The sequence below is a fragment of the Burkholderia sp. 572 genome, assembly GCF_040545135.1.
GTDB lineage: Bacteria > Pseudomonadota > Gammaproteobacteria > Burkholderiales > Burkholderiaceae > Burkholderia > Burkholderia cepacia.
The window spans coordinates 84,667-103,708 of the sequence record NZ_JBEPLH010000010.1 but is presented as its reverse complement, the minus strand read 5'-3'; the positions used below and the strand labels follow the sequence as shown (position 1 = coordinate 103,708).

Annotated in this window: 14 protein-coding genes; 6 read left to right on the top strand and 8 right to left on the bottom strand. The window is 68.8% G+C overall.

The window, feature by feature from the left end; translation table 11 throughout:
- The first annotated feature begins 129 nt into the window (after nucleotides 1-129).
- On the top strand, nucleotides 130-1,620 hold the full coding sequence (locus ABIC51_RS20155) for a DEAD/DEAH box helicase (RefSeq protein ID WP_059697966.1): 1,491 nt from the start codon (nucleotides 130-132) through the stop codon (nucleotides 1,618-1,620).
- 248 nt (nucleotides 1,621-1,868) lie between these two features.
- On the opposite strand, the gene gluQRS is transcribed toward ABIC51_RS20155, so the two are convergent.
- Nucleotides 1,869-2,762 carry a tRNA glutamyl-Q(34) synthetase GluQRS gene (gluQRS, locus tag ABIC51_RS20150; protein WP_060357734.1) on the bottom strand — a complete coding sequence of 298 codons (894 nt, stop codon included), beginning with the start codon at nucleotides 2,760-2,762 and terminating at the stop codon, nucleotides 1,869-1,871.
- 22 nt (nucleotides 2,763-2,784) lie between these two features.
- Nucleotides 2,785-3,639: a sulfurtransferase gene (locus ABIC51_RS20145; RefSeq protein ID WP_027786818.1), complete on the bottom strand. Its 855-nt coding sequence runs from the start codon at nucleotides 3,637-3,639 to the stop codon at nucleotides 2,785-2,787.
- A 216-nt stretch (nucleotides 3,640-3,855) separates the two neighbouring features.
- Here ABIC51_RS20145 and dnaE point away from each other — a divergent pair, with 216 nt between their 5' ends.
- The 3 genes from dnaE to ABIC51_RS20130 all read left to right on the top strand — a co-directional run bounded on the left by dnaE (nucleotide 3,856) and on the right by ABIC51_RS20130 (nucleotide 10,153).
- The gene (gene dnaE / locus ABIC51_RS20140; RefSeq protein ID WP_175898285.1) at nucleotides 3,856-7,389 is read left to right on the top strand and encodes a DNA polymerase III subunit alpha; all 3,534 of its coding nucleotides are present in this window, start codon (nucleotides 3,856-3,858) and stop codon (nucleotides 7,387-7,389) included.
- A gap of 306 nt (nucleotides 7,390-7,695) precedes the next feature.
- The gene (locus ABIC51_RS20135) at nucleotides 7,696-8,784 is read left to right on the top strand and encodes a glycosyltransferase family 9 protein (RefSeq protein ID WP_027786820.1); all 1,089 of its coding nucleotides are present in this window, start codon (nucleotides 7,696-7,698) and stop codon (nucleotides 8,782-8,784) included.
- A gap of 190 nt (nucleotides 8,785-8,974) precedes the next feature.
- Nucleotides 8,975-10,153, top strand: coding sequence for a glycosyltransferase family 9 protein (locus ABIC51_RS20130; protein WP_233345349.1), 1,179 nt, complete (start codon nucleotides 8,975-8,977; stop codon nucleotides 10,151-10,153).
- Nucleotides 10,154-10,308: 155 nt separating this feature from the next.
- Here ABIC51_RS20130 and ABIC51_RS20125 read toward each other — a convergent pair whose 3' ends face one another.
- The 3 genes from ABIC51_RS20125 to ABIC51_RS20115 form a co-directional block, all read right to left on the bottom strand.
- Complete coding sequence (locus tag ABIC51_RS20125) at nucleotides 10,309-11,589, bottom strand: O-antigen ligase family protein (RefSeq protein ID WP_027786822.1); 1,281 nt, start codon at nucleotides 11,587-11,589, stop codon at nucleotides 10,309-10,311.
- 135 nt (nucleotides 11,590-11,724) lie between these two features.
- Nucleotides 11,725-12,567, bottom strand: coding sequence for a glycosyltransferase family 2 protein (locus ABIC51_RS20120; protein ID WP_354006602.1), 843 nt, complete (start codon nucleotides 12,565-12,567; stop codon nucleotides 11,725-11,727).
- Between the two features lie 124 nt (nucleotides 12,568-12,691).
- Entirely contained in the window at nucleotides 12,692-13,444 is a 753-nt protein-coding gene (locus ABIC51_RS20115; RefSeq protein ID WP_354006601.1) for a glycosyltransferase family 2 protein, read from the bottom strand.
- Nucleotides 13,445-13,690: 246 nt separating this feature from the next.
- Here ABIC51_RS20115 and msbA point away from each other — a divergent pair, with 246 nt between their 5' ends.
- Both msbA and ABIC51_RS20105 read left to right on the top strand, forming a co-directional pair.
- Nucleotides 13,691-15,442 carry a lipid A export permease/ATP-binding protein MsbA gene (gene msbA / locus ABIC51_RS20110; protein WP_060172961.1) on the top strand — a complete coding sequence of 584 codons (1,752 nt, stop codon included), beginning with the start codon at nucleotides 13,691-13,693 and terminating at the stop codon, nucleotides 15,440-15,442.
- 94 nt (nucleotides 15,443-15,536) lie between these two features.
- Nucleotides 15,537-15,917, top strand: coding sequence for an RcnB family protein (locus ABIC51_RS20105; protein ID WP_059688858.1), 381 nt, complete (start codon nucleotides 15,537-15,539; stop codon nucleotides 15,915-15,917).
- 56 nt (nucleotides 15,918-15,973) lie between these two features.
- On the opposite strand, the gene ABIC51_RS20100 is transcribed toward ABIC51_RS20105, so the two are convergent.
- The 3 genes from ABIC51_RS20100 to ABIC51_RS20090 are packed head-to-tail and all read right to left on the bottom strand — an operon-like array spanning nucleotide 15,974 to nucleotide 18,809.
- Nucleotides 15,974-16,540: an FUSC family protein gene (locus tag ABIC51_RS20100; protein WP_027786826.1), complete on the bottom strand. Its 567-nt coding sequence runs from the start codon at nucleotides 16,538-16,540 to the stop codon at nucleotides 15,974-15,976.
- 41 nt (nucleotides 16,541-16,581) lie between these two features.
- The gene (locus ABIC51_RS20095) at nucleotides 16,582-17,850 is read right to left on the bottom strand and encodes an MFS transporter (protein WP_021161089.1); all 1,269 of its coding nucleotides are present in this window, start codon (nucleotides 17,848-17,850) and stop codon (nucleotides 16,582-16,584) included.
- Nucleotides 17,847-18,809 (bottom strand): PRC-barrel domain-containing protein, encoded by a 963-nt coding sequence (locus ABIC51_RS20090; protein WP_027786828.1) that lies wholly within the window; start codon nucleotides 18,807-18,809, stop codon nucleotides 17,847-17,849. Before ABIC51_RS20090 ends, ABIC51_RS20095 begins: the two co-directional genes overlap by 4 nt.
- Between the last annotated feature and the right edge of the window lie 233 nt (nucleotides 18,810-19,042).

Sequence of the window (19,042 nt, the reverse complement as noted above, 5' to 3'; positions counted from 1 at the left end):
CGGTACCAAGCGCCAGAGCGGCGCCGCGCGGCGCGCCGCGGCTCCGTCTATTTCCGAATTGTGATGAGCGCAGGCCCGGCTGGCCTGACGCACGATGTCCCCGCCGCGCCTTTTGAGCGAAACGCCACCATGTCCGATTCTGTCGCCAAGCCCGTCGACGCAACCTTCGATCAATTCGGCCTTGCCGCCGATATCCTGAAAGCCATTGCGGAGCAGGGCTATACGACGCCGACGCCGATCCAGGCGCAGGCCATTCCGGTCGTGCTCGCCGGCCGCGACGTCATGGGCGCCGCGCAAACGGGCACCGGCAAGACCGCGAGCTTCTCGCTGCCGATCATCCAGCGGCTGCTGCCGCAGGCCAACACGAGCGCGTCACCGGCGCGCCACCCGGTGCGCGCGCTGATCCTCACGCCGACCCGCGAACTCGCCGACCAGGTCGCCGCGAACGTGCACGCGTATGCGAAGCACACGCCGCTGCGCAGCGCGGTCGTGTTCGGCGGCGTCGACATGAACCCGCAGATGGCCGAACTGCGCCGCGGCGTCGAGATCCTGATCGCGACGCCGGGCCGCCTGCTCGACCACGTGCAGCAAAAGACGGCGAATCTCGGCCAGGTGCAGATCCTCGTGCTCGACGAAGCCGACCGGATGCTCGACATGGGCTTCCTGCCCGATCTGCAGCGCATCCTGAACCTGCTGCCGAAGGAGCGCCAGACGCTGCTGTTCTCGGCCACCTTCTCGCCGGAAATCAAGAAGCTCGCGTCGACCTACCTGCGCAACCCGCAGACGATCGAAGTCGCGCGCAGCAACTCGACGAACGCGAACGTCACGCAGATCGTCTACGACGTCGCCGAAGGCGACAAGCAGGCGGCCGTCGTGCAGCTGTTGCGCGATCGCGGGCTCAAGCAGGTGATCGTGTTCTGCAACAGCAAGATCGGCGCAAGCCGGCTGGCGCGCAATCTCGAGCGCGACGGCGTGGTCGCGTCGGCGATCCACGGCGACAAGACGCAGATCGAGCGGATGCAGGCGCTCGACGCGTTCAAGCGCGGCGAGATCGAGGCGCTTGTCGCGACCGACGTGGCCGCGCGCGGCCTCGACATCGCCGAGTTGCCCGCCGTGATCAACTTCGACCTGCCGTTCAGCGCGGAAGACTACGTGCACCGGATCGGCCGTACCGGCCGTGCGGGTGCGACGGGCGACGCGCTGTCGCTGTGCAGCCCGAACGAGCGCAAGCAGCTCGCCGATATCGAGAAGCTGATCAAGCGTCCGCTCGAAATGCAGACGCTCACGCTCGACAAGCCGGCGCGCCATCGTCACGACGAGCGCGGCAACGACCGCGGCGGCGATCGCAACAGCGAGCGCGGCGGCGAACGGGGCGGCCGTCGCGAACGCGACGAACATCGCGGTGCGTCGGGACGCCGCCCGGGCAGCTCCGAGCGCGGTCATCACCGTCGCCACGAAGCGCCGGTCGACGATTTCTTCCTGAAGCCGTACGAGCCGTCGGCGCCCGCGAAGCAGCGGGACGACGCGCAGCCTGCGCAGCAGCCCGAGAAGAAGGGGCCGAAGCGTCAGGTCGCCGCGCTGCTCGGCGGGTTCGGGATGCCGCGCAAGCCGTCGGCGTAAGCCTGGCGGACGCGACGGTGCGGCGCGCGAGCGCTGCGGGAAAAGCGGGTGCATGCGATGAGCATGTGCCCGTTTTTCATTGGGGGCGCGGTTCGATGGTGGAGCGGAAGAGGGCGCTTGGCGCCGGCGGAGAGCGATGCAAGCGGCACCCGGCGGGCGGGCGTTCGGCGCGAAACCAGCGCGAAACCAGCGCGAAACCAGCGCGAAACCAGCGCGAAACCGGCGCGAAACCGGCGCGAAACCGCGCGTCAGCCGGCCTGCGGCCCGAAGCGCGTCGCCCACGCGGCCGTTGCGGCTGCGTAGAACGCATCGAGAGTCGTGCCTGCGAGCGCGCCGTCCGGCGCGAGTCCCAGATGCGCGGCCGCCGCCTGCAGTGCCGGCAGCGGATCGTCGCGTTCGAGCGCGGTCGCGCCCGTCTGCTTGCTGAGCTTTTCGCCGTTCGCGTCGACCACCACGGGCACGTGCAGGTATCGCGGGGTCGGCACGCCGAGGCAGTGCTGCAGGTAGATCTGGCGCGCGGTCGAGTCGAGCAGGTCGGCGCCGCGCACGACGTGCGTGATGCCTGCATCGGCATCGTCGACGACGACCGCGAGCTGATACGCCCATTGCCCGTCCGCGCGTTTCAGCACGAAATCGCCGACTTCGGTCGCGAGGTTCTGCGTTTGCGTGTGCTGCCAGCGATCGTCGAACGTGACGATCGCGGCGGCGCCGTCCGGCACGCGCAGCCGCCACGCGCGCGCGGGCTTGCCGTGCAGGCCGGTGCGGCAGGTGCCCGGATAGGCGAGCGTCGTGTGGCGCTCGTGCGCGGCGCGCAGCGAGTCGGCGATTTCCTTGCGCGTGCAGCCGCACGGATAGACGAGCCCGGCCGAAACGAGCCGTTCGAGCGCGGCCGTATAGGCTGCGTCGCGGGTGCTTTGCCAGACGGGCGGCTCGTCGGGCGTCATGCCGAAATGCGCGAGCGTCGCGAGGATGTCGTCGGCCGCGCCGGGGACCGTGCGCGGGCCGTCGAGATCCTCGATGCGCACGAGCCATGCGCCGCCGTGTGCGCGCGCGTCGAGCCAGCTCGCGAGCGCGCCGACCAGCGAGCCGAAGTGCAGCGGGCCGGTGGGCGACGGCGCGAAGCGGCCGCGATAGGCGCTCATCGGGGCGCGGGGCGGCGCGCGGTCAGGCTGCGCTGGCTGCCGGTGCGCAGGCCGGGCACGACTGGCCGGGCACGTAGCTCGGCGACTGTTGCGCTTCCGGCGTGACGACCGCGCGGCACGCGAAGCACGTGACGTTCTCGGTGGGCTGGAGTTGCGGATTCAGCGCGGTGCGGTAGTCGAACACGAAGCAGTCGCCGTGATAGTGCGCGCCGCCGACTTCCTCGAAGTATTTCAGGATCCCGCCTTCGAGCTGGTACACGTTCTCGATGCCGATGTCCTTCATGTGGATCGCGGCCTTCTCGCAGCGGATGCCGCCCGTGCAGAACGACACGACCGTCTTGCCTTCGAGGTCGGCGCGGTTCGCGTCGATCACTTCCGGGAATTCGCTGAACTTGTCGATCCGGTAGTCGAGTGCGTTGTCGAACGTGCCGACGTCGACTTCGAATGCATTGCGCGTGTCGAGCATCACGACCGGGCGGCCCGTGTCGTCGTGGCCGCGGTCGAGCCACGTCTTCAGCGTGCGCGCGTCGACGAACGGCGCGCGGCCGAGTTCCGGCTTGATCGCCGGTTTCTTCATCGTGATGATCTCGCGCTTCAGGCGCACGAGCATCCGGCGGAACGGCTGCGAATCGGACAGGCTTTCCTTGAACTGCAGCGACGCGAACTTGCCCTCGAACAGCGGATCGTGACGGATGTACGCGATGAATGCGTCGGCGGCGTCACGCGTGCCGGCGATGAACAGGTTGATGCCTTCCGGCGCGAGCAGGATCGTGCCGCGCAGGCCGAGTTCGTTGCAGCGGGCGGTGACGAGCGGGCGCCATTGCTCGGTCGCGTCGAGCGACACGAAGTGGTAGGCGGCGAGGTTGACGATGGTCATGATGGTCCGACGGGAAAACGGCCGCACGGCGGCCCGCAAAAAAGGGTGCGAAGCCGGGGCGCTGATTCGAAAAACCGTATTATCCCGCAAACGGCGCGGGCATCGGTACCTGGCCGATCGGCCAACCGCGCGACGCGTCGCCGCGAGCATCGGCCGAACGGCCAAAGCGGGCATTTTTTGGGCAGCCTGCGCGGCGGGGCGGCTACAATAGCGCCCATGTCAGATCCCCGCTTCGTCCATCTTCGCGTTCACTCCGAATTCTCGATTGCCGACGGCATCGTGCGCATTGACGACATCGTCAAGGCGGCGGCCGCGGACGGTCAGGGCGCGCTCGCGCTCACCGATCTCGGCAACGCATTCGGTCTCGTCCGTTTCTACCAGGAAGCCCGCGGCAAGGGCATCAAGCCGATCGCCGGCTGCGACGTCTGGATCGCCAATCCCGACGACCGCGACAAGCCGTCGCGGCTGCTGCTGCTCGTCAAGGACAAGGTCGGCTACCTGAATCTCTGCGAGCTGCTGTCGAAGGCGTGGCTCACGAACCAGTACCGCGGCCGTGCGGAACTTGACGCGAGCTGGCTCGACGGCGAGCTCGCGCAGGGGCTCCTCGCGCTGTCCGGCGCGCAACAGGGCGATATCGGGCTCGCGTTTGCCGCGGGCAACGAAGAAGCCGCGCGCCGTCACGCCGAGCGCTGGGCGAAGGTGTTCCCGGGCGGCTTCTACATCGAGCTGCAGCGTTACGGCCAGCCGGGCGCCGAGGCGTACATCCAGCAGGCCGCGACGCTCGCCGCGGCGCTGAAGCTGCCGGTCGTCGCGACGCACCCGACGCAGTTCATGACCGACGACGATTTCACCGCGCACGAAGCGCGCGTGTGTATCTCGGAAGGCGACATCCTCGCGAATCCGCGGCGCCAGAAGCGTTTCACGACCGACCAGTATTTCCGCACGCAGGACGACATGGCCGCGCTGTTCGCCGACCTGCCGTCGGCGATCGCGAACACGGTCGAGATCGCGAAGCGCTGCAACCTGAAGCTCGAGCTCGGCAAGCCGAAGCTGCCGCTGTTCCCGACGCCGGACGGCATGTCGCTCGACGACTACCTCGTCCAGCTGTCGAAGGAAGGGCTCGAGACGCGTCTCGCGCAGCTGTATCCGGCCGAAGCCGAACGCGACGCGCAGCGCGACACGTACTACAAGCGCCTCGAATTCGAGTGCGGGACCATCACGAAGATGGGCTTTCCCGGCTACTTCCTGATCGTCGCGGACTTCATCAACTGGGCGAAGAACAACGGCGTGCCGGTCGGCCCGGGCCGCGGCTCGGGCGCCGGTTCGCTGGTCGCGTACGCGCTCGGCATTACCGATCTCGACCCGCTGCGCTACAACCTGCTGTTCGAGCGTTTCCTGAACCCGGAACGCGTGTCGATGCCCGACTTCGACATCGACTTCTGCCAGCACGGCCGCGATCGCGTGATCCAGTACGTGAAGGAAAAATACGGCGCGGACGCCGTATCGCAGATCGCCACCTTCGGCACGATGGCCGCGAAGGCGGCCGTGCGCGACATCGGCCGCGTGCTCGACCTCGGCTACATGTTCACCGACGGCATCGCGAAGCTGATCCCGTTCAAGCCGGGCAAGCACGTGACGATCGCCGACGCGATGAAGGAGGAGCCGCAGCTTCAGGAGCGCTACGACCACGAGGACGAAGTGCACCAGCTGCTCGACCTCGCGCAGCGCGTCGAGGGCCTCACGCGTAACGTCGGGATGCACGCGGGCGGCGTGCTGATCGCGCCCGGCAAGCTGACCGATTTCTGCCCGCTGTACACGCAGGGCGACGACGGCGGCGTGGTCAGCCAGTACGACAAGGACGACGTCGAAGCCGTCGGCCTCGTGAAGTTCGACTTTCTGGGTCTCACGACGCTGACGATCCTCGACTGGGCCGAGCGCTACATCCGCCGCCTCGATCCGTCGAAGGCCGACTGGTCGCTCGCGCAGGTGCCGCTCGACGATCCCGCCTCGTTCCAGATCCTGAAGAAGGCCAACACGGTCGCCGTGTTCCAGCTGGAAAGCCGCGGGATGCAGGGCATGCTGAAGGATGCGCAGCCCGACCGCTTCGAGGACATCATCGCGCTCGTGTCGTTGTACCGTCCGGGCCCGATGGACCTGATCCCGAGCTTCTGCGCACGGAAGCACGGCCGCGAGAAGGTCGACTATCCGGATCCGCGCGTCGAACCCGTCCTGAAAGAGACCTACGGCATCATGGTCTATCAGGAGCAGGTGATGCAGATGGCGCAGATCATCGGCGGCTACTCGCTCGGCGGCGCGGACTTGCTGCGTCGCGCGATGGGCAAGAAGAAGCCCGAAGAGATGGCCAAGCATCGCGAGATCTTCGCCGAGGGTGCGGCGAAGAACGGCCTCACGCGCGAGAAGTCCGACGAGATCTTCGACTTGATGGAGAAGTTCGCGGGCTACGGCTTCAACAAGTCGCACGCGGCTGCCTACGCACTGCTCGCGTATCACACCGCGTGGCTGAAGGCGCACCATCCGGCCGAATTCATGGCGGCCAACATGACGCTCGCGATGGACGACACCGACAAGGTGAAGATCCTGTTCGACGATTGCATCGTGAACAACCTCGCCGTGCTGCCGCCCGACATCAACCAGTCGCATTACCGCTTCGAGCCGGTCGCGGAAGCCGACGGCAAGCGCTCGCGCACGATCCGCTACGGCCTCGGCGCCGTGAAGGGCAGCGGCCAGAACGCGATCGAGGAAATCCTGCGCGCCCGCGAGGAAAAGCCATTCACCGACCTGTTCGACTTCTGCGAGCGGATCGACCGGCGCGTCGTCAACCGCCGCACGGTCGAGGCGCTGATCCGCGCCGGCGCATTCGATTCGCTGAATACGAACCGCGCCCAGCTGATCGCGTCGGTGCCGCTGGCGATGGAAGCGGCCGACCAGGCCGAGGCGAACGCGATGCAGGCCGGCCTGTTCGACATGGGCGCCGAATCGCCGCACGCGCATGCGCTCGTCGACGAGCCCGCGTGGGACGACAAGCGCCGCCTGCAGGAAGAAAAGGGTGCGCTCGGCTTCTACCTGTCCGGCCACCTGTTCGACGCGTATCGCGACGAGGTGCGCCGCTTCGTGCGGCAGAAGGTCGGCGACCTGAAGGAAGGGCGCGACAAGCTCGTGGCCGGCATCATCGCTTCGCTGCGCACGCAGATGACCCAGCGCGGCAAGATGCTGATCGCGCTGCTCGACGACGGCTCGGGCCAGTGCGAGATCACGATCTTCAACGAGCAGTTCGAGGCGAACAAGGCGCTGTTCAAGGAAGACGAACTGCTGATCGTGCAGGGGCAGGCGCGCAACGATGCGTTCACGGGCGGCATCCGCTTCACGGCCGACACGGTGATGGATCTCGAACGCGCGCGCAGCCGTTATGCGCAGGCCGTGCGGCTGACGATGAACGGCAACGCCGACGCGGCCGCGCTGCGCCGCGTGCTCGAGCCGCACGTGTCGAAGGACGATCCCGCGGCCACGGCTGCGGTCGAGGCGCCTGCACCGCGCGGCGGCGGGCGCGACGGCGGCCGCCGTCCACAGGTGCCGCTGCCCAACGGGCTCGCGGTGCAGGTTCACTACAGCAACGCGCGGGCGCAAGGCGAAATGCGCCTCGGCGACGCATGGCGCGTGAAGCCGAGCGATGTGCTGCTCGCGGAGCTGCGTGCGGCGTTCGACGGCAGCGTCGTCGAAATCACGTACTGACCGCGCTTCAGCCGAAGGCTGTCGCGCTACGCGGCCCGCCGCATCGCCATCGTGCGGTGCGGCGGGCCGTTTTGCATGTTCACGCAAGCGGGTCTTGGGCTGGCCATCCGGACGCTATACAATCCGGCGCTGGCCGCACGAACGCGGCGCCGATCGCCGCTCGTCCGGCAGGTGGCGCCGGTATCGCGCGCATGAACGGGGGCGGATCCGTGCGGCGAGCGGCGATATGCGACAAGGCCGTCCCGGAACCGGATGCGGGGAAATGGCCCGTCGCGACAACAATGAACTGACAGTCACCACATGACCATGGCCAATGGGAACCCGCCGCAGCGGATCCTCGTGATCCGGATCGATTTTTTGGGCGACATGCTGTGCACGACGGCGTTTCTCGGCGCGCTGAAGGAGCGCTGGCCCGGCGCGGAACTGCATGTGGTCGCGAACCGCTACAACGCGGCCGCGCTGGCCGGAAACCCTGACGTGGACATGATCCACACCTACGTGTACAGCCGCCAATGCGAACGCAACGACCGTCCCGGGCGGATGCGTGCGTTCTTCGACCGGCTGCGGCTCGTGCGTCGCCTGCGCCGCTTGCGGTTCGACCTCGTGGTCGTGCCGAACGGCGGCATGCATCGCAGCAGCATGCAGTTCGCGCGCCAGATCGGCGCGAAGGATTGCCGCTGGCACGATGCCGAGACCGAATTCGACGATCGCAAGCCCGAGCATGTCGCGCAGCGGCCGATGTGCCACGAGGCACTGTCGGGTTTCCGGCTCGTGCCCGAGCTCGGCCGCGCCGATCTCGACCGTCTCGAGTTGTCGGTCCATCCCGACCGCGCGCTGCAGGACGCGTGGCATCGGCTGCTCGGCGCGCGCACGAAGCCGCGGGTCGGGCTGTTCGTGACGAACAAGGCGGCCGAGCGGCGCTGGCCCGCGGATCGCTGGCACGACCTCGCCGAGCGCCTTGCGCCGAGTGTCGACGTGATCGTGTTTCGCGACCCGGCCGTGGGTCACGCGCCCGAGGACGACTCGTGGCGCGACGTGAGCGCCCGCCATGTCGCGCCTTCGTCGGTCGCCGAGCTGGTGGCGGCCGCGAGCCTGCTCGATGCGGTCGTCTCGGCCGACAGCGCCCCCGTGCACCTCGCGTCGGCGCTCGGCGTGCCCGTCGCCGCGCTGTTCGAGGATCGTCCCGAGAAATACCTGCGCTGGCATCCGCTCGGTGTGCCGCACGTGATCCTGCGCGCCGGCGCGACCGTCGACGCGATCGGTGTCGACGCGGTCGAGCGCGCGGTGCGTCATCTGCTGCCGCAGGCCACCCATCGCGACGAACCGCTGGCCGACGCAGCCCACCCGCGGCCGGCTGCCGTTGTTGCGACGCCGGTGATCCTGGCGGCCTCGTAGCGTCACGGGCGTCACAAGCCTCCGCGTGCGGTACCGGCCCGGCACCGGCGCGCGATGCGCCTGCCGGGCATCCCTGCATGAGCAGGGCCGTATCAGGGTAGCCGCGCGGCCGATTCGCCAGGCCGCGCCGGCTGCTGCAAAATCCTGTACATTGCCAGCCTTGTTCAGCCAGCCGGATACCCCAATCGCCGTGGCCCTGTTTTCTTCCGCCCGCCCGCCCAGAACCATCCTCGTGGCCGCGCCGCGCCGTATCGGCGACGTGCTGCTGACGACGCCGCTCGTCCGTTCGCTGAAGGCCCGCTGGCCGGATGCGCAGATCGACATGCTGGTGTTTCGCGGCACCGAAGGCGTGCTCGAGCACAATCCGGACGTACGGCACGTGATCGTCGTCGCGCAGCGCGCGGGTTTCCGCGAGCGGTTGCGCGACGCGTTGTCGATGTGGCGCCGCTACGATCTTGCGTGCGCGGCGCTGAGCTCCGACCGGCCGCGCTTCTACAGCTGGTTCGCGGGCCGCAAGCGGGTGGGCCTCGTCGATCCGAACCGCGTGACGTGGCTCACGCGGATGATGCTGAACGGGATCGCGATCAATCATCACGAATCCGCGCATACGGTCGTCAGCACGCTGGCACTCGCGCCGGTGATCGGCATCGAGCCGGTGTCCGAGGTCGTCGCGCCCGGCATCGGCGACGATCCGGCACGGCGTGCGCGTTTCGACGCGTGGCTCGCCGAGTCGCCGGCGATCCGCGCCGGCAAGCCGCTGGTCGTCCTGCATCCGTATCCGATGTTCCGTTACAAGCAGTGGCGGCTCGACGGCTGGGTCGAGATGATCGGCTGGCTGCGCGAGCACGGCTATGCGGTCGCGCTGTCGGGCGGCCCGGCCGACAGCGAGCGCGAGTATGCGGAGCAGGTCGCGGCCGAAGCGGGCGGCGACGTGCTGAACCTGGTCGGACGCCTGACGTTCGGCGAAAGCGCCGAACTCGTACGGCGCGCACGGCTCTTCATCGGGCCCGACACCGGCGCGACGCACGTCGCGGCCGCGACCGGCACCGACACGATCGCGCTGTTCGGTCCGTCCGACCCGGTGCGCTGGGGGCCGTGGCCGCAGCACTGGCCGGCGACCGAGAATCCGTGGCCGCTGCGCGGCTCGGGGCGGCACGGGAACGTGTGGCTGCTGCAGGGGGAGGGCGATTGCGTGCCGTGCCGGCACGAGGGCTGCGAGCGCAAGGTCGACAGCCGCAGCGACTGCCTCGTCAATCTCGGTGCTCAGCGCGTGAAGGCCGCAGCGGCCGAGATGCTCGGGCTGAATCCGTCGGGCCCGGCCGCGGTCGCCGTCGATACGTCACGGCTGCATCGCGCCGGCTCCGACTGACGCGCGGGCGGCGCACGCCGTTCTTTTTTGTCGTTCTGGATGGCCTGTTTCGCGACGGGCCGCGCCGAACGCGCGCAGCCCGGTCGCTTCGACGGCGGGTGCCGCCGCCGCCGAAGTCGGTCGGCAGCACGGCGCAGGCCGCCGCGCGTTAAGCGTTACGCGCTGCGCCGGATCGCCGACGTCTCGCGCGGCAGCGCCTCGCCGCGCTCGCCGCAGCCGAGCAGGATACCGGCCAGCAGCACGATCAGGTGCCCTTCGGCGAAATCGAGCAGCAACGAATTCGCGAGACTGCCGATTGCGAAGATCGCGAGCCAGGCGAGCAGCAGATGCCGCGAGCGCGGGTCGAGCGCGCGGCTGCCGCGTGCGATCTGCACGATCAGGTTGATGAACAGCAGCAGGCCGAGCGTCCCGAGCTGCACGGCCATCAGCAGGTATTCGTTGTGTGGGTTCGACGTCAGTTGGCCTTCGGCGGCCGTCTTGCCGGCCGTGAGTTTCTCGAATTCGAATTCGAGGCCGCCCGCGCCATAGCCGATCAGCGGCCGCTGGCGATACAGTTCGAAGCCCTTCTTGTACCACTCGAGGCGCAGCCCGGTCGACGTCGCCGCATCGCTCTGCCGATACTGCTGCACTTCCGACACGACCTTGACGAGCCGGCCGTTGTGAACCGTGCAAGCCGCGACCACCAGCGCGATGCCGGCCAGGACGAACACCCCGGCGACGAGCCCCGCGCGCAGCGCCGACCGGCGGCGCAGCAACAGCACGAACCGCACCGCGACGACGAGGATCAGCAGCAGCGCGATGACTTGCCCGGTGCGCCCCTGCAGCATCACGAAGACGTTCACCAGCGACCATGCGGCGATGGCGGCGCAAGCGACGCGCGACAGCGTCGTGCGCGCCGACAGCGCGAAATCGGCGGCCTGGTAGAACAGCAGCGCGCCGAACATGCCGGCGGCGATGTGGTTCTTGAACACCCATGCGCGCGACAGCGGCAGCTGGGTCGCATGCGCGGGCCCGATCGCGGTCAGCCCGAGATAGTTGGTCGTCGACAGCAGCAGGATGACGCACAGCGTGGCGAACCAGCAGCGCTGCACGATCGGCGCCCAGTTCGAATGACGGAACGCGACCACGGCAAAAGGCAGCAGCAGCAGCTTGTCGTATTTGGCGACCCAGTTCCACGCCTTGGCGTGCGGCGCAACCGTATAGGTGACGCTGACGGCCAGCGCGGCGAGGATCAGCAGTGCCGCGAGCGAAGCCTGGTCGGTGACCAACGAGCGCAGGTCACGCCAGAATTCGGGGGAGATGACGAGCGCGGCGGCGAACAGCCCGCAGAAGACGTTGGTCAGCGCGGTCGAGACCGGCACCATGCAGAGCGCGGCAACGGCGAAGGCGCGGGCGGCGGTCAGGCGCCGCGTGGCGGGAGCGGAAAACGAAAGCATCGGAACCTGTCGAATGGACGAATGCGGCTTGCGGGCATCGTGCTGCGCGCCGCGCGCCCCGGCGGGAGAGCCGGGACGAACGGCGCAGAGTATACGCGAAGCAGGGGGCGTTTCCGTGCTGTTTTCGGGGCCCGATCAGCTGAACGCGCGCTTGATCCGCGAGCGCAGCAGCGCGCGCTTCAGGCGTCCTTCGACGGCCGGCGTGTCGAGCGCGACGCGCGTGCCGGCCGGTTCGCCGCGATGCAGGTAGTAGCGGTCGAACGTCGCCTGGGTCATGCCCCATTTGTTGAGGAACTGGCGGCGGCCGTCGTTCTTGACGATCTTGCCCGTGCTTTTCTGCTGGAAGTGGTAGACGAGACTGTCGCCGGCGCCGATGAAGATCCGGCAGCCGGCGTCCCAGAATTTCATCGAGAAATCGTTGTCGCTGCTCATGCCGGGCGACAGTTCGCTGCTGTAGCCGCCGATCCGGTTCCACCAGTCGCGGTGCACGAGCGTCGGCGGCCAGGTCGAGCCGAGCCAGTCCGCGCGCGCGAGCTTCGGGGCCGCCGCGACGAGGCCCGCCGCATCGAATTGCTCGGCGTCGCGGCCGAAATTGCTGACCACGACGCACGGGTTGCGCGTGTCGACCGGCTCGATCATCGTGCCCGACAGCATGAACAGGTCGGTCGGCATCTGTTCGATGCGGCGCACGAGCGCCGTGTCCCAGCCGGGGCAGCAGAACATGTCGTCGTTCATGTAGACGACGTAGTCGCGGGTCGCGCGTGCGGCGGCCCAGTTCACCGCGTGGCAGATGCCGATGTTGGTCGGCGACGCGGTATGTTCGATGCCTTCGCTGCGCACCCAGTCGAGCGTGCCGTCGGAGCCGTCGTTCACGTGGACGATGATCTGGTGGTCGTACGCGGAGTGGCGGCGCAGGCTGTCGACGACGAGCTTGAGGTACGGCAGGTTGTTCCAGGTCGGAATGATGATGGAGAACATGGCGGTCGGATTCGGTGGTCGTCGTGGCGGGCGGCGCGCGGCGCCGCCTGTCGGGCGAGCGGGCACGCGCGGCGCGGGCAGCCCGGCATTGTAACGCCGCGCCGGTCGCGTGCCGGGCGGGCGTTCAGTGCGCCCGTTCGTGGCCGAGCTTCAGGAACCGGTAATACACGGTTTCCGCGTTGAACACGGCGATCATGAAGCCGGCGCGGCCGTCGAGGAAGCCGCGCCGCAGCACGTAGGTGCGCACGAACGCCCAGGCGCCGCGCGCGAGCGCCTTGCCGAAGCCGCCGCGCTGGCCGGCCGCGCGGCGCTGGCGCGCGCCGGCCGTCGAATACGCGTCGAGCTTGCGCACGACGGTTTCGAAATCCTCGTACGAGTAGTGCATCAGCTTGCCGGACAGGCGCTGCGCCGCGCCATCGAACACGAGGCGCTCGTGCACGAGATCGTCCGAGAAGCGCGCGCAGCCGCGCCGGAACAGGCGCGGCACCCAGTCCGGATACCAGCCGCTGTGATGGATCCACTGGCCGCAGAAGCTCGACAGCCGGTCGACCGCATAGACCTGCGCGTTCGGTGCGCGGATCGTGTCGCGGATCGACTGCGCGAGTTCAGGCGTGACGACTTCGTCGGTATCGAGGGACAGGATCCAGTCGGTGTCGAGCGCCTCGAGCGCGCGGTTCTTCTGCGGGCCGAAGCCCGGCCAGTCGCGCTCGACGATCACGCGCGCGCCGTGCGCCTGCGCGATCGCGACGGTATCGTCGGTGCTGCCGCCGTCGATGACGACGACGTCGTCGGCGAACGACAGCGCGGCAAGGCACTGCGCAAGCCGCGCGGACGCGTTGAGGGCGATGAGGGCGACGCCGAGGGAGGGTTCAGCCATGAAATCGTCGGAAAGGCGGAGAAAACGGTGAGCGGCAGTATACCCGCGGGCCGGCCGCCGGCCGCGTCGGCCCTGCGTCGGCCCCGTGTCGGCCATGACCGTGCCCGCCGGGGCGGTGCGGCTATAATGTTGAGCCCTTTTCGGCACCCGCCCGACAGGGGCGACCTCCCGGGCGGCCATGCCCGGGCGCCGCTTCGCGGCTCAAGAAGGATTGCCTTGGAAACCCAGAACACTCTTCGCAAACCGATGGACGGCACGGGCACCTCGCCCGTGACGGTCCTCAAGCGCCTGTGGCCGTACATCCGGCCGCTGATCGGCATCGTGGTGCTCGCCGTGATGACGATGGGCGTCGTCGCGGCCACCGAGGCCGGTATCCCGGCGCTGCTCAAGCCGCTCCTCGACCACGGCTTCGGCGCGCACGGCAGCGACCGTGCGAAATGGTACGTGCCTATCGCGGTGATCGGCCTCGCGCTCGTGCGCGGCGTGTCCCAGTACACGTCGAATTACCTGCTCAACTACGTATCGAACCGCATCCTGCTGCAACTGCGGCTCGAGATGTTCCAGCGGATGATCCATACCGGCGCGTCGTTCTTCCAGCGCGAAACCGCGAGCACGGTGATCAACGCGATCGTGTTCGAGGTCAACCAGATCCTGTCGGTGCTGACGGGCGTGATGGTCACGCTGGTGCGCGATTCGCTGACGGTGGTCTTCCTGCTCGGCTACCTGTTCTACCTGAACTGGCGGCTCACGCTGATCGTCGCGGTGATCCTGCCGGGCATCGGCTGGCTCGTCAGCAAGATCAACCGCCGCCTGCGCCGCCTGAACCGCGAGCACCAGACGCTGACCAACGAGCTGTCGTACATCGTCGAGGAGACGGTCGGCGGCTACAAGGTCGTCAAGGTGCACAACGGCGAAGCGTACGAGATCGACCGCTTCACGCAGATGAGCAAGCGCCTGCGCGGCTACGCGATGCGCATGACGGTTTCCGGCGGCCTCGCTCAGCCGCTCACGCAGTTCCTCGCGTCGATCGCGCTCGCGGTCGTGATCACGATCGCGGTCGTGCAGTCGTCGAACGACCAGACGACGGTCGGCGGCTTCGTCGCGTTCGTCACGTCGATGCTGCTGGTGATCTCGCCGCTCAAGCACCTGATCGACGTCAACCAGCCGCTGCAGCGCGGGATGACGGCCGCCGAGCTGATCTTCGGGCTGATCGACGAGCCGGCCGAGCCGCAGGGCGGCGGCCGGCTGTTGCCGCATGCGCGCGGCGAGATCGAATTCCGCAACGTGTCGTTCGACTACGGCGCGACCGAGCGGCCGACGCTCGACCGCATCTCGTTCAAGGTCGCGCCGGGCGAAATGATTGCGCTCGCGGGGCCGTCCGGCAGCGGCAAGACGACGCTCGTGAACCTGCTGCCGCGCTTCTTCGACCCGACCGACGGCGCGATCCTGGTCGACGGCGTGCCGGTGGCCGACTACGACCTCCACGCGCTGCGCGGCCAGATGGCGATGGTCAGCCAGGACGTCGTGCTGTTCAACGACACGATCGCCGCGAACGTCGCGTACGGGCAGACGCCCGACCGCGCGCGCGTGCAGGCCGCGCTCGAGGCCGCGAACCTCGCCGATGCGGTCGCCGCGATGCCCGACGGGCTCGACACGCTCGTCGGCGGCAACGGGATGCGGCTGTCCGGCGGCCAGCGCCAGCGGCTTGCGATCGCGCGTGCGATCTACAAGGACGCGCCGATCCTGATTCTCGACGAAGCGACCTCGGCGCTCGACTCGGAATCGGAGCGCCACGTGCAGGCCGCGCTCGAACGGCTGATGGAAGGCCGCACGACGCTCGTGATCGCGCACCGGCTGTCGACGATCGAGCGCGCGGACCGCATCCTCGTGCTCGAGGCCGGCAAGATCGTCGAAGAGGGCAGCCACGACGAATTGCTGCGCCACGGCGGCCTCTACGCGCACCTGCACCGGATCCAGTATCAGCAGCAGGCGGCGTAACGCGCGGTTACGTAGCCGCGCGATACCGTGTGCTAGTCTTCATCGGGCAGTTCGAGTGGTTTCGTTCGACGTGACGACACGGAGGGAACGCACGATGAAGAAGATGCACGGGATGATGCTGGCCGCGGTGATCGCGGCGGGTTTCGCCGCACCGGCCGCGATGGCGCAGGACCACGACAACCACCACGACCAGGGCGGCCACGGCATGCAGCGCGGCCACGGCCCGAAACACATGCCGCCCGGCCAGATGCGTCATGAGGACGACGTGCCGCCGCGCTGGGCCGACCAGCCGCGCCGCGAGTGGCACAAGGGCGACCGGCTTCCCCCCGAGTTCCGCGATCGCCAGTACGTGATCGACGACTGGCGCGGCTATCACCTGAGCCCGCCGCCGCGCGGTTATCAATGGGTCGGCGTCGGCGGGGATCACCTGCTGGTGCAGATCGGTTCCGGCATCGTGCTGCGGATCGGCGGCTGACCTTGCCGATCGTCCGGCGCGTATCGCGATGCCGCGATGCGCGCCGGGCAGCCGCGTCACTTTGCCGCTGCGTGGCGGAACCAGCGGCGCTCGATTCTCGACATCACCCAGCACACGCCCAGCGCACACACGGTGCCGAGCGTCACTTCACCGAGCCGCATCAGCGGAACGTCCCACAGCGGGCCGTTGCCCGGAAACAGCAGCACGATCGTCGCGGTTACGCCGCCGAGCCGTGCCGCGCTGCCGACGTTCAGGCACCAGCAGCAGACGATCACGACCGCGACGGTAATCGCATACGCGACGAGGCGGTCGCCGCCGAGTGCCGCACCGGCGAAGCCGAGCACACCGCCGACCATCGCGCCGATGAACTGGTCGCGCGACAGCGACATCGTGTCCGAGTAGTTGTGCTGCGTGACGGCGATCGCGGTGATCGCCGCCCACACGGCCTGCTCGGTATGCATCGCGCGGCCGATCACGTAGGCGAGGCACGCGCTGCACACGGCCTGCAGCGCCATCAGCCCGCCTTGCGCGAGCCGTTCGCTGAATGACAGCCCCTTGAACAGATCGAAGATCGACTGCTGGATCTGCTGGCGGGCTTCGTTGAGTGTCCTGATCGTATCCATCATGCGTTGACCTGGAAGCGGGTAGCGGCGGCGCGCGGGCGTCAGTGCGCCTGTTCGGGCGACGCGGCGGCCGGTTCGTCGGCCGCGGCGTCGCCGTTCTCGACGCGCGTTTCGGGCATCACGAGCCAGACCAGCAGCACGGCCAGCGCACCGGCGCCCGCGAGCCCGAAGAAGCTGACGGCATTCCCGAAATGATCGGCGACGTAGCCGGCAGCCGCGGTGCTGAGCGTCGCGCCGATCCCGGCCGCGAGCCCGAACAGCCCGATGCACAGGTTGTAGCGTCCCTTGCCGCCCGCGACGTCGGCCGCGATCAGCGGCAGCATCACGCCGAACACGGCGGCGCTGATGCCGTCGAGCATCTGCACCGGCACCAGCAGGTACGGGCTGCTCACGCCCGCGAACAACAGCGCGCGCACCGGCAGCGCGGAGAAGCCGAGCAGCAGGATCGGCCGGCGCCCCCAGCGCTGCGCGGAGCGGCCGACCCACGGCGACAGCATCGCGACGATCGCCTGCGGCACGATGATGCACGCGGCGATCACGAGCTGCACGTTCTCGCCCATCCCGGCCGTGACCTCACCGGCCGCGAGGTTCAGCATCGCCGCGTTCGACAGGTGGAACAGCACGACGCACGCCGCGAAGATCAGCATCCGGCGGTCGCGCAGCAGTTCGAGCAGTGTCTCGCGTTCGCCGGCTTCGTCGTGGTCGCCGTGGTCGTCGGGCTTCGACGATTGCGGGATCACTTCGTGCGTCGGCTGGATCATCGCGAGTGCGAACAGCGCGGGCAACGCCAGCACGGCGGTCAGCCAGAACACCGCACGCGCGGAGAAGTATTCGCCGGTGAGCCCCATCAGGCCCGCCGCGACCGCGCTGCCGATCGATGCCCAGCGCGCATTGCGGCCAAGCCGGTCGCCGAGGTCGGCGCGGCCGACGAGCGAGAACGAGATCGCGGCCATCGCCGGCACGAGCATGCAGCTCGCGAAACCGTGGAACACCTCGGCGGCGATCACCGGCACGATCGTCGGGCTCGACGCGAGCAGCACCGCGGACAGGATGATGGCCGCGATCGCCCACGCGGCCGCGCCTTTCTTGTTCTTCAGCGCATCGACGGCCGCGCCGCCCGGCACCTGGCTGACCATCGCGCTGATCGTGCCGATCGACAGCACCATGCCGATCTCGCCCTGCGTCCACTTGTGCGACGCGAGGTAGGACGCGATGAACGGACCGAACCCTGTTTGAACGTTTGCAACGAAGAAGTTGAGCCAGTCGAGGGACCGGAGACTGCGTACGCTGACGGAATGCTTGATCGTCATCGGGTCGCACTCGCAGACGAAGCCGGTGCCGGGGCAACGGGCGGGTAGACCGCGACGATCGGCTTGTCGGCCGCGTAGGGCGGCGACGCCTTGATCTGTGCGTCGTTCAGGTCGAGCTGCGGACGCAGCGCCTTGTCGCGCGTGACGAAGCGCAGCGCGCCCCAGCTCGCGGCGATCGAACGGCGGTCGGTATTGACGAGCCCGCCGAGGTCGAGCACGACAGCCTGCGGCTGCGACGCGCGGTCGATCAGCACGTCGACGATGCGGCCGATCTTCGTGCCGTTCGGGCGCTCGACGTCGCTGTCGAGCAATGGCAGGCGCGTCGCGGGCGAGGCCGCGGCCGAACCCGACAGCGGCACGGCCTTGGGCCGCGCTGCCGGCGGCAGGTCGCCCGACGGCACGTCGAGCACGATCGGCTCCTGTTTGCCGCCCGGCGTGAAGCGGAACACGTTCCACGGGAAGATGACCTTGCGGTCGCCGACGCCCATGAAGCCCTGCAGGTTGACGACCATCTCGCGCGGCTTGCCGCTCGCGTCGGTCACCATGTCGACCGCGCGGCCGATCACCTTGCCGTTGCGGCGCGCGACTTCGCTGTCGAGCAGCGCATGGATCTGCGTGCGGTCGAGCGGGCGCGTCGCGACGATCGGCGCGGGCGGAGGCGGCGGCGGAGTCGGCGATTCGGGGCGCTGCACGGGCTTCGGCCGCGTGACTTCGCGGTGCGGCTTTTTCGGCGCTTCCGGCCCTTCCGGCTGCGTCGGCGCCGGCACGGGCGGCATCGTCAGCGGTTCGCCGGCGGTTTCCTGGATGGGCTCGACGAGCGCCTCGCTGATCGGCGCGGGCGGATTCTGGACCGGCAGCAGCCCGCAGCCGGACAGCAGCGCGGCGGCGGCGAGAATCAGGAAGACCGTCGAGGACGGCAACGACTTGCGGGATGCGGGAAACGGAAGTCCGCCGCTCATTGACACTCACTCCATGGGTCGGGGGCGGCCCGAGGGCACGCGGCTGGCGATGGATGGCGGGTGCGGGCGGCGCACCACGCGAGGGGAGATTTTAACGTGTCTTCCTTTCAGGGCCGATTTCGACGGCTTGCTGGAGGCGGACTGTCGGGAAAAGGTAGGGATCGGCGGCGGTCGCGTCGCCGTGGGGCGACGGGGAGGCGACCGGGCGAGGGGCCGTGCGCATGGGTGCCGGC

What these genes read in the sequence shown, in the direction of transcription:
- ABIC51_RS20090 (WP_027786828.1), bottom strand. Translation starts at nt 18,809, where the DNA reads ATGAGCGGCGGACTTCCGTTTCCCGCATCCCGCAAGTCGTTGCCGTCC.
- ABIC51_RS20145 (WP_027786818.1), bottom strand. Translation starts at nt 3,639, where the DNA reads ATGACCATCGTCAACCTCGCCGCCTACCACTTCGTGTCGCTCGACGCG.
- ABIC51_RS20105 (WP_059688858.1), top strand. Translation starts at nt 15,537, where the DNA reads ATGAAGAAGATGCACGGGATGATGCTGGCCGCGGTGATCGCGGCGGGT.
- ABIC51_RS20120 (WP_354006602.1), bottom strand. Translation starts at nt 12,567, where the DNA reads ATGTTCTCCATCATCATTCCGACCTGGAACAACCTGCCGTACCTCAAG.
- ABIC51_RS20155 (WP_059697966.1), top strand. Translation starts at nt 130, where the DNA reads ATGTCCGATTCTGTCGCCAAGCCCGTCGACGCAACCTTCGATCAATTC.
- ABIC51_RS20125 (WP_027786822.1), bottom strand. Translation starts at nt 11,589, where the DNA reads ATGCTTTCGTTTTCCGCTCCCGCCACGCGGCGCCTGACCGCCGCCCGC.
- ABIC51_RS20135 (WP_027786820.1), top strand. Translation starts at nt 7,696, where the DNA reads ATGGCCAATGGGAACCCGCCGCAGCGGATCCTCGTGATCCGGATCGAT.
- ABIC51_RS20115 (WP_354006601.1), bottom strand. Translation starts at nt 13,444, where the DNA reads ATGGCTGAACCCTCCCTCGGCGTCGCCCTCATCGCCCTCAACGCGTCC.
- ABIC51_RS20095 (WP_021161089.1), bottom strand. Translation starts at nt 17,850, where the DNA reads ATGACGATCAAGCATTCCGTCAGCGTACGCAGTCTCCGGTCCCTCGAC.
- msbA (WP_060172961.1), top strand. Translation starts at nt 13,691, where the DNA reads ATGGACGGCACGGGCACCTCGCCCGTGACGGTCCTCAAGCGCCTGTGG.
- dnaE (WP_175898285.1), top strand. Translation starts at nt 3,856, where the DNA reads ATGTCAGATCCCCGCTTCGTCCATCTTCGCGTTCACTCCGAATTCTCG.
- ABIC51_RS20100 (WP_027786826.1), bottom strand. Translation starts at nt 16,540, where the DNA reads ATGGATACGATCAGGACACTCAACGAAGCCCGCCAGCAGATCCAGCAG.
- gluQRS (WP_060357734.1), bottom strand. Translation starts at nt 2,762, where the DNA reads ATGAGCGCCTATCGCGGCCGCTTCGCGCCGTCGCCCACCGGCCCGCTG.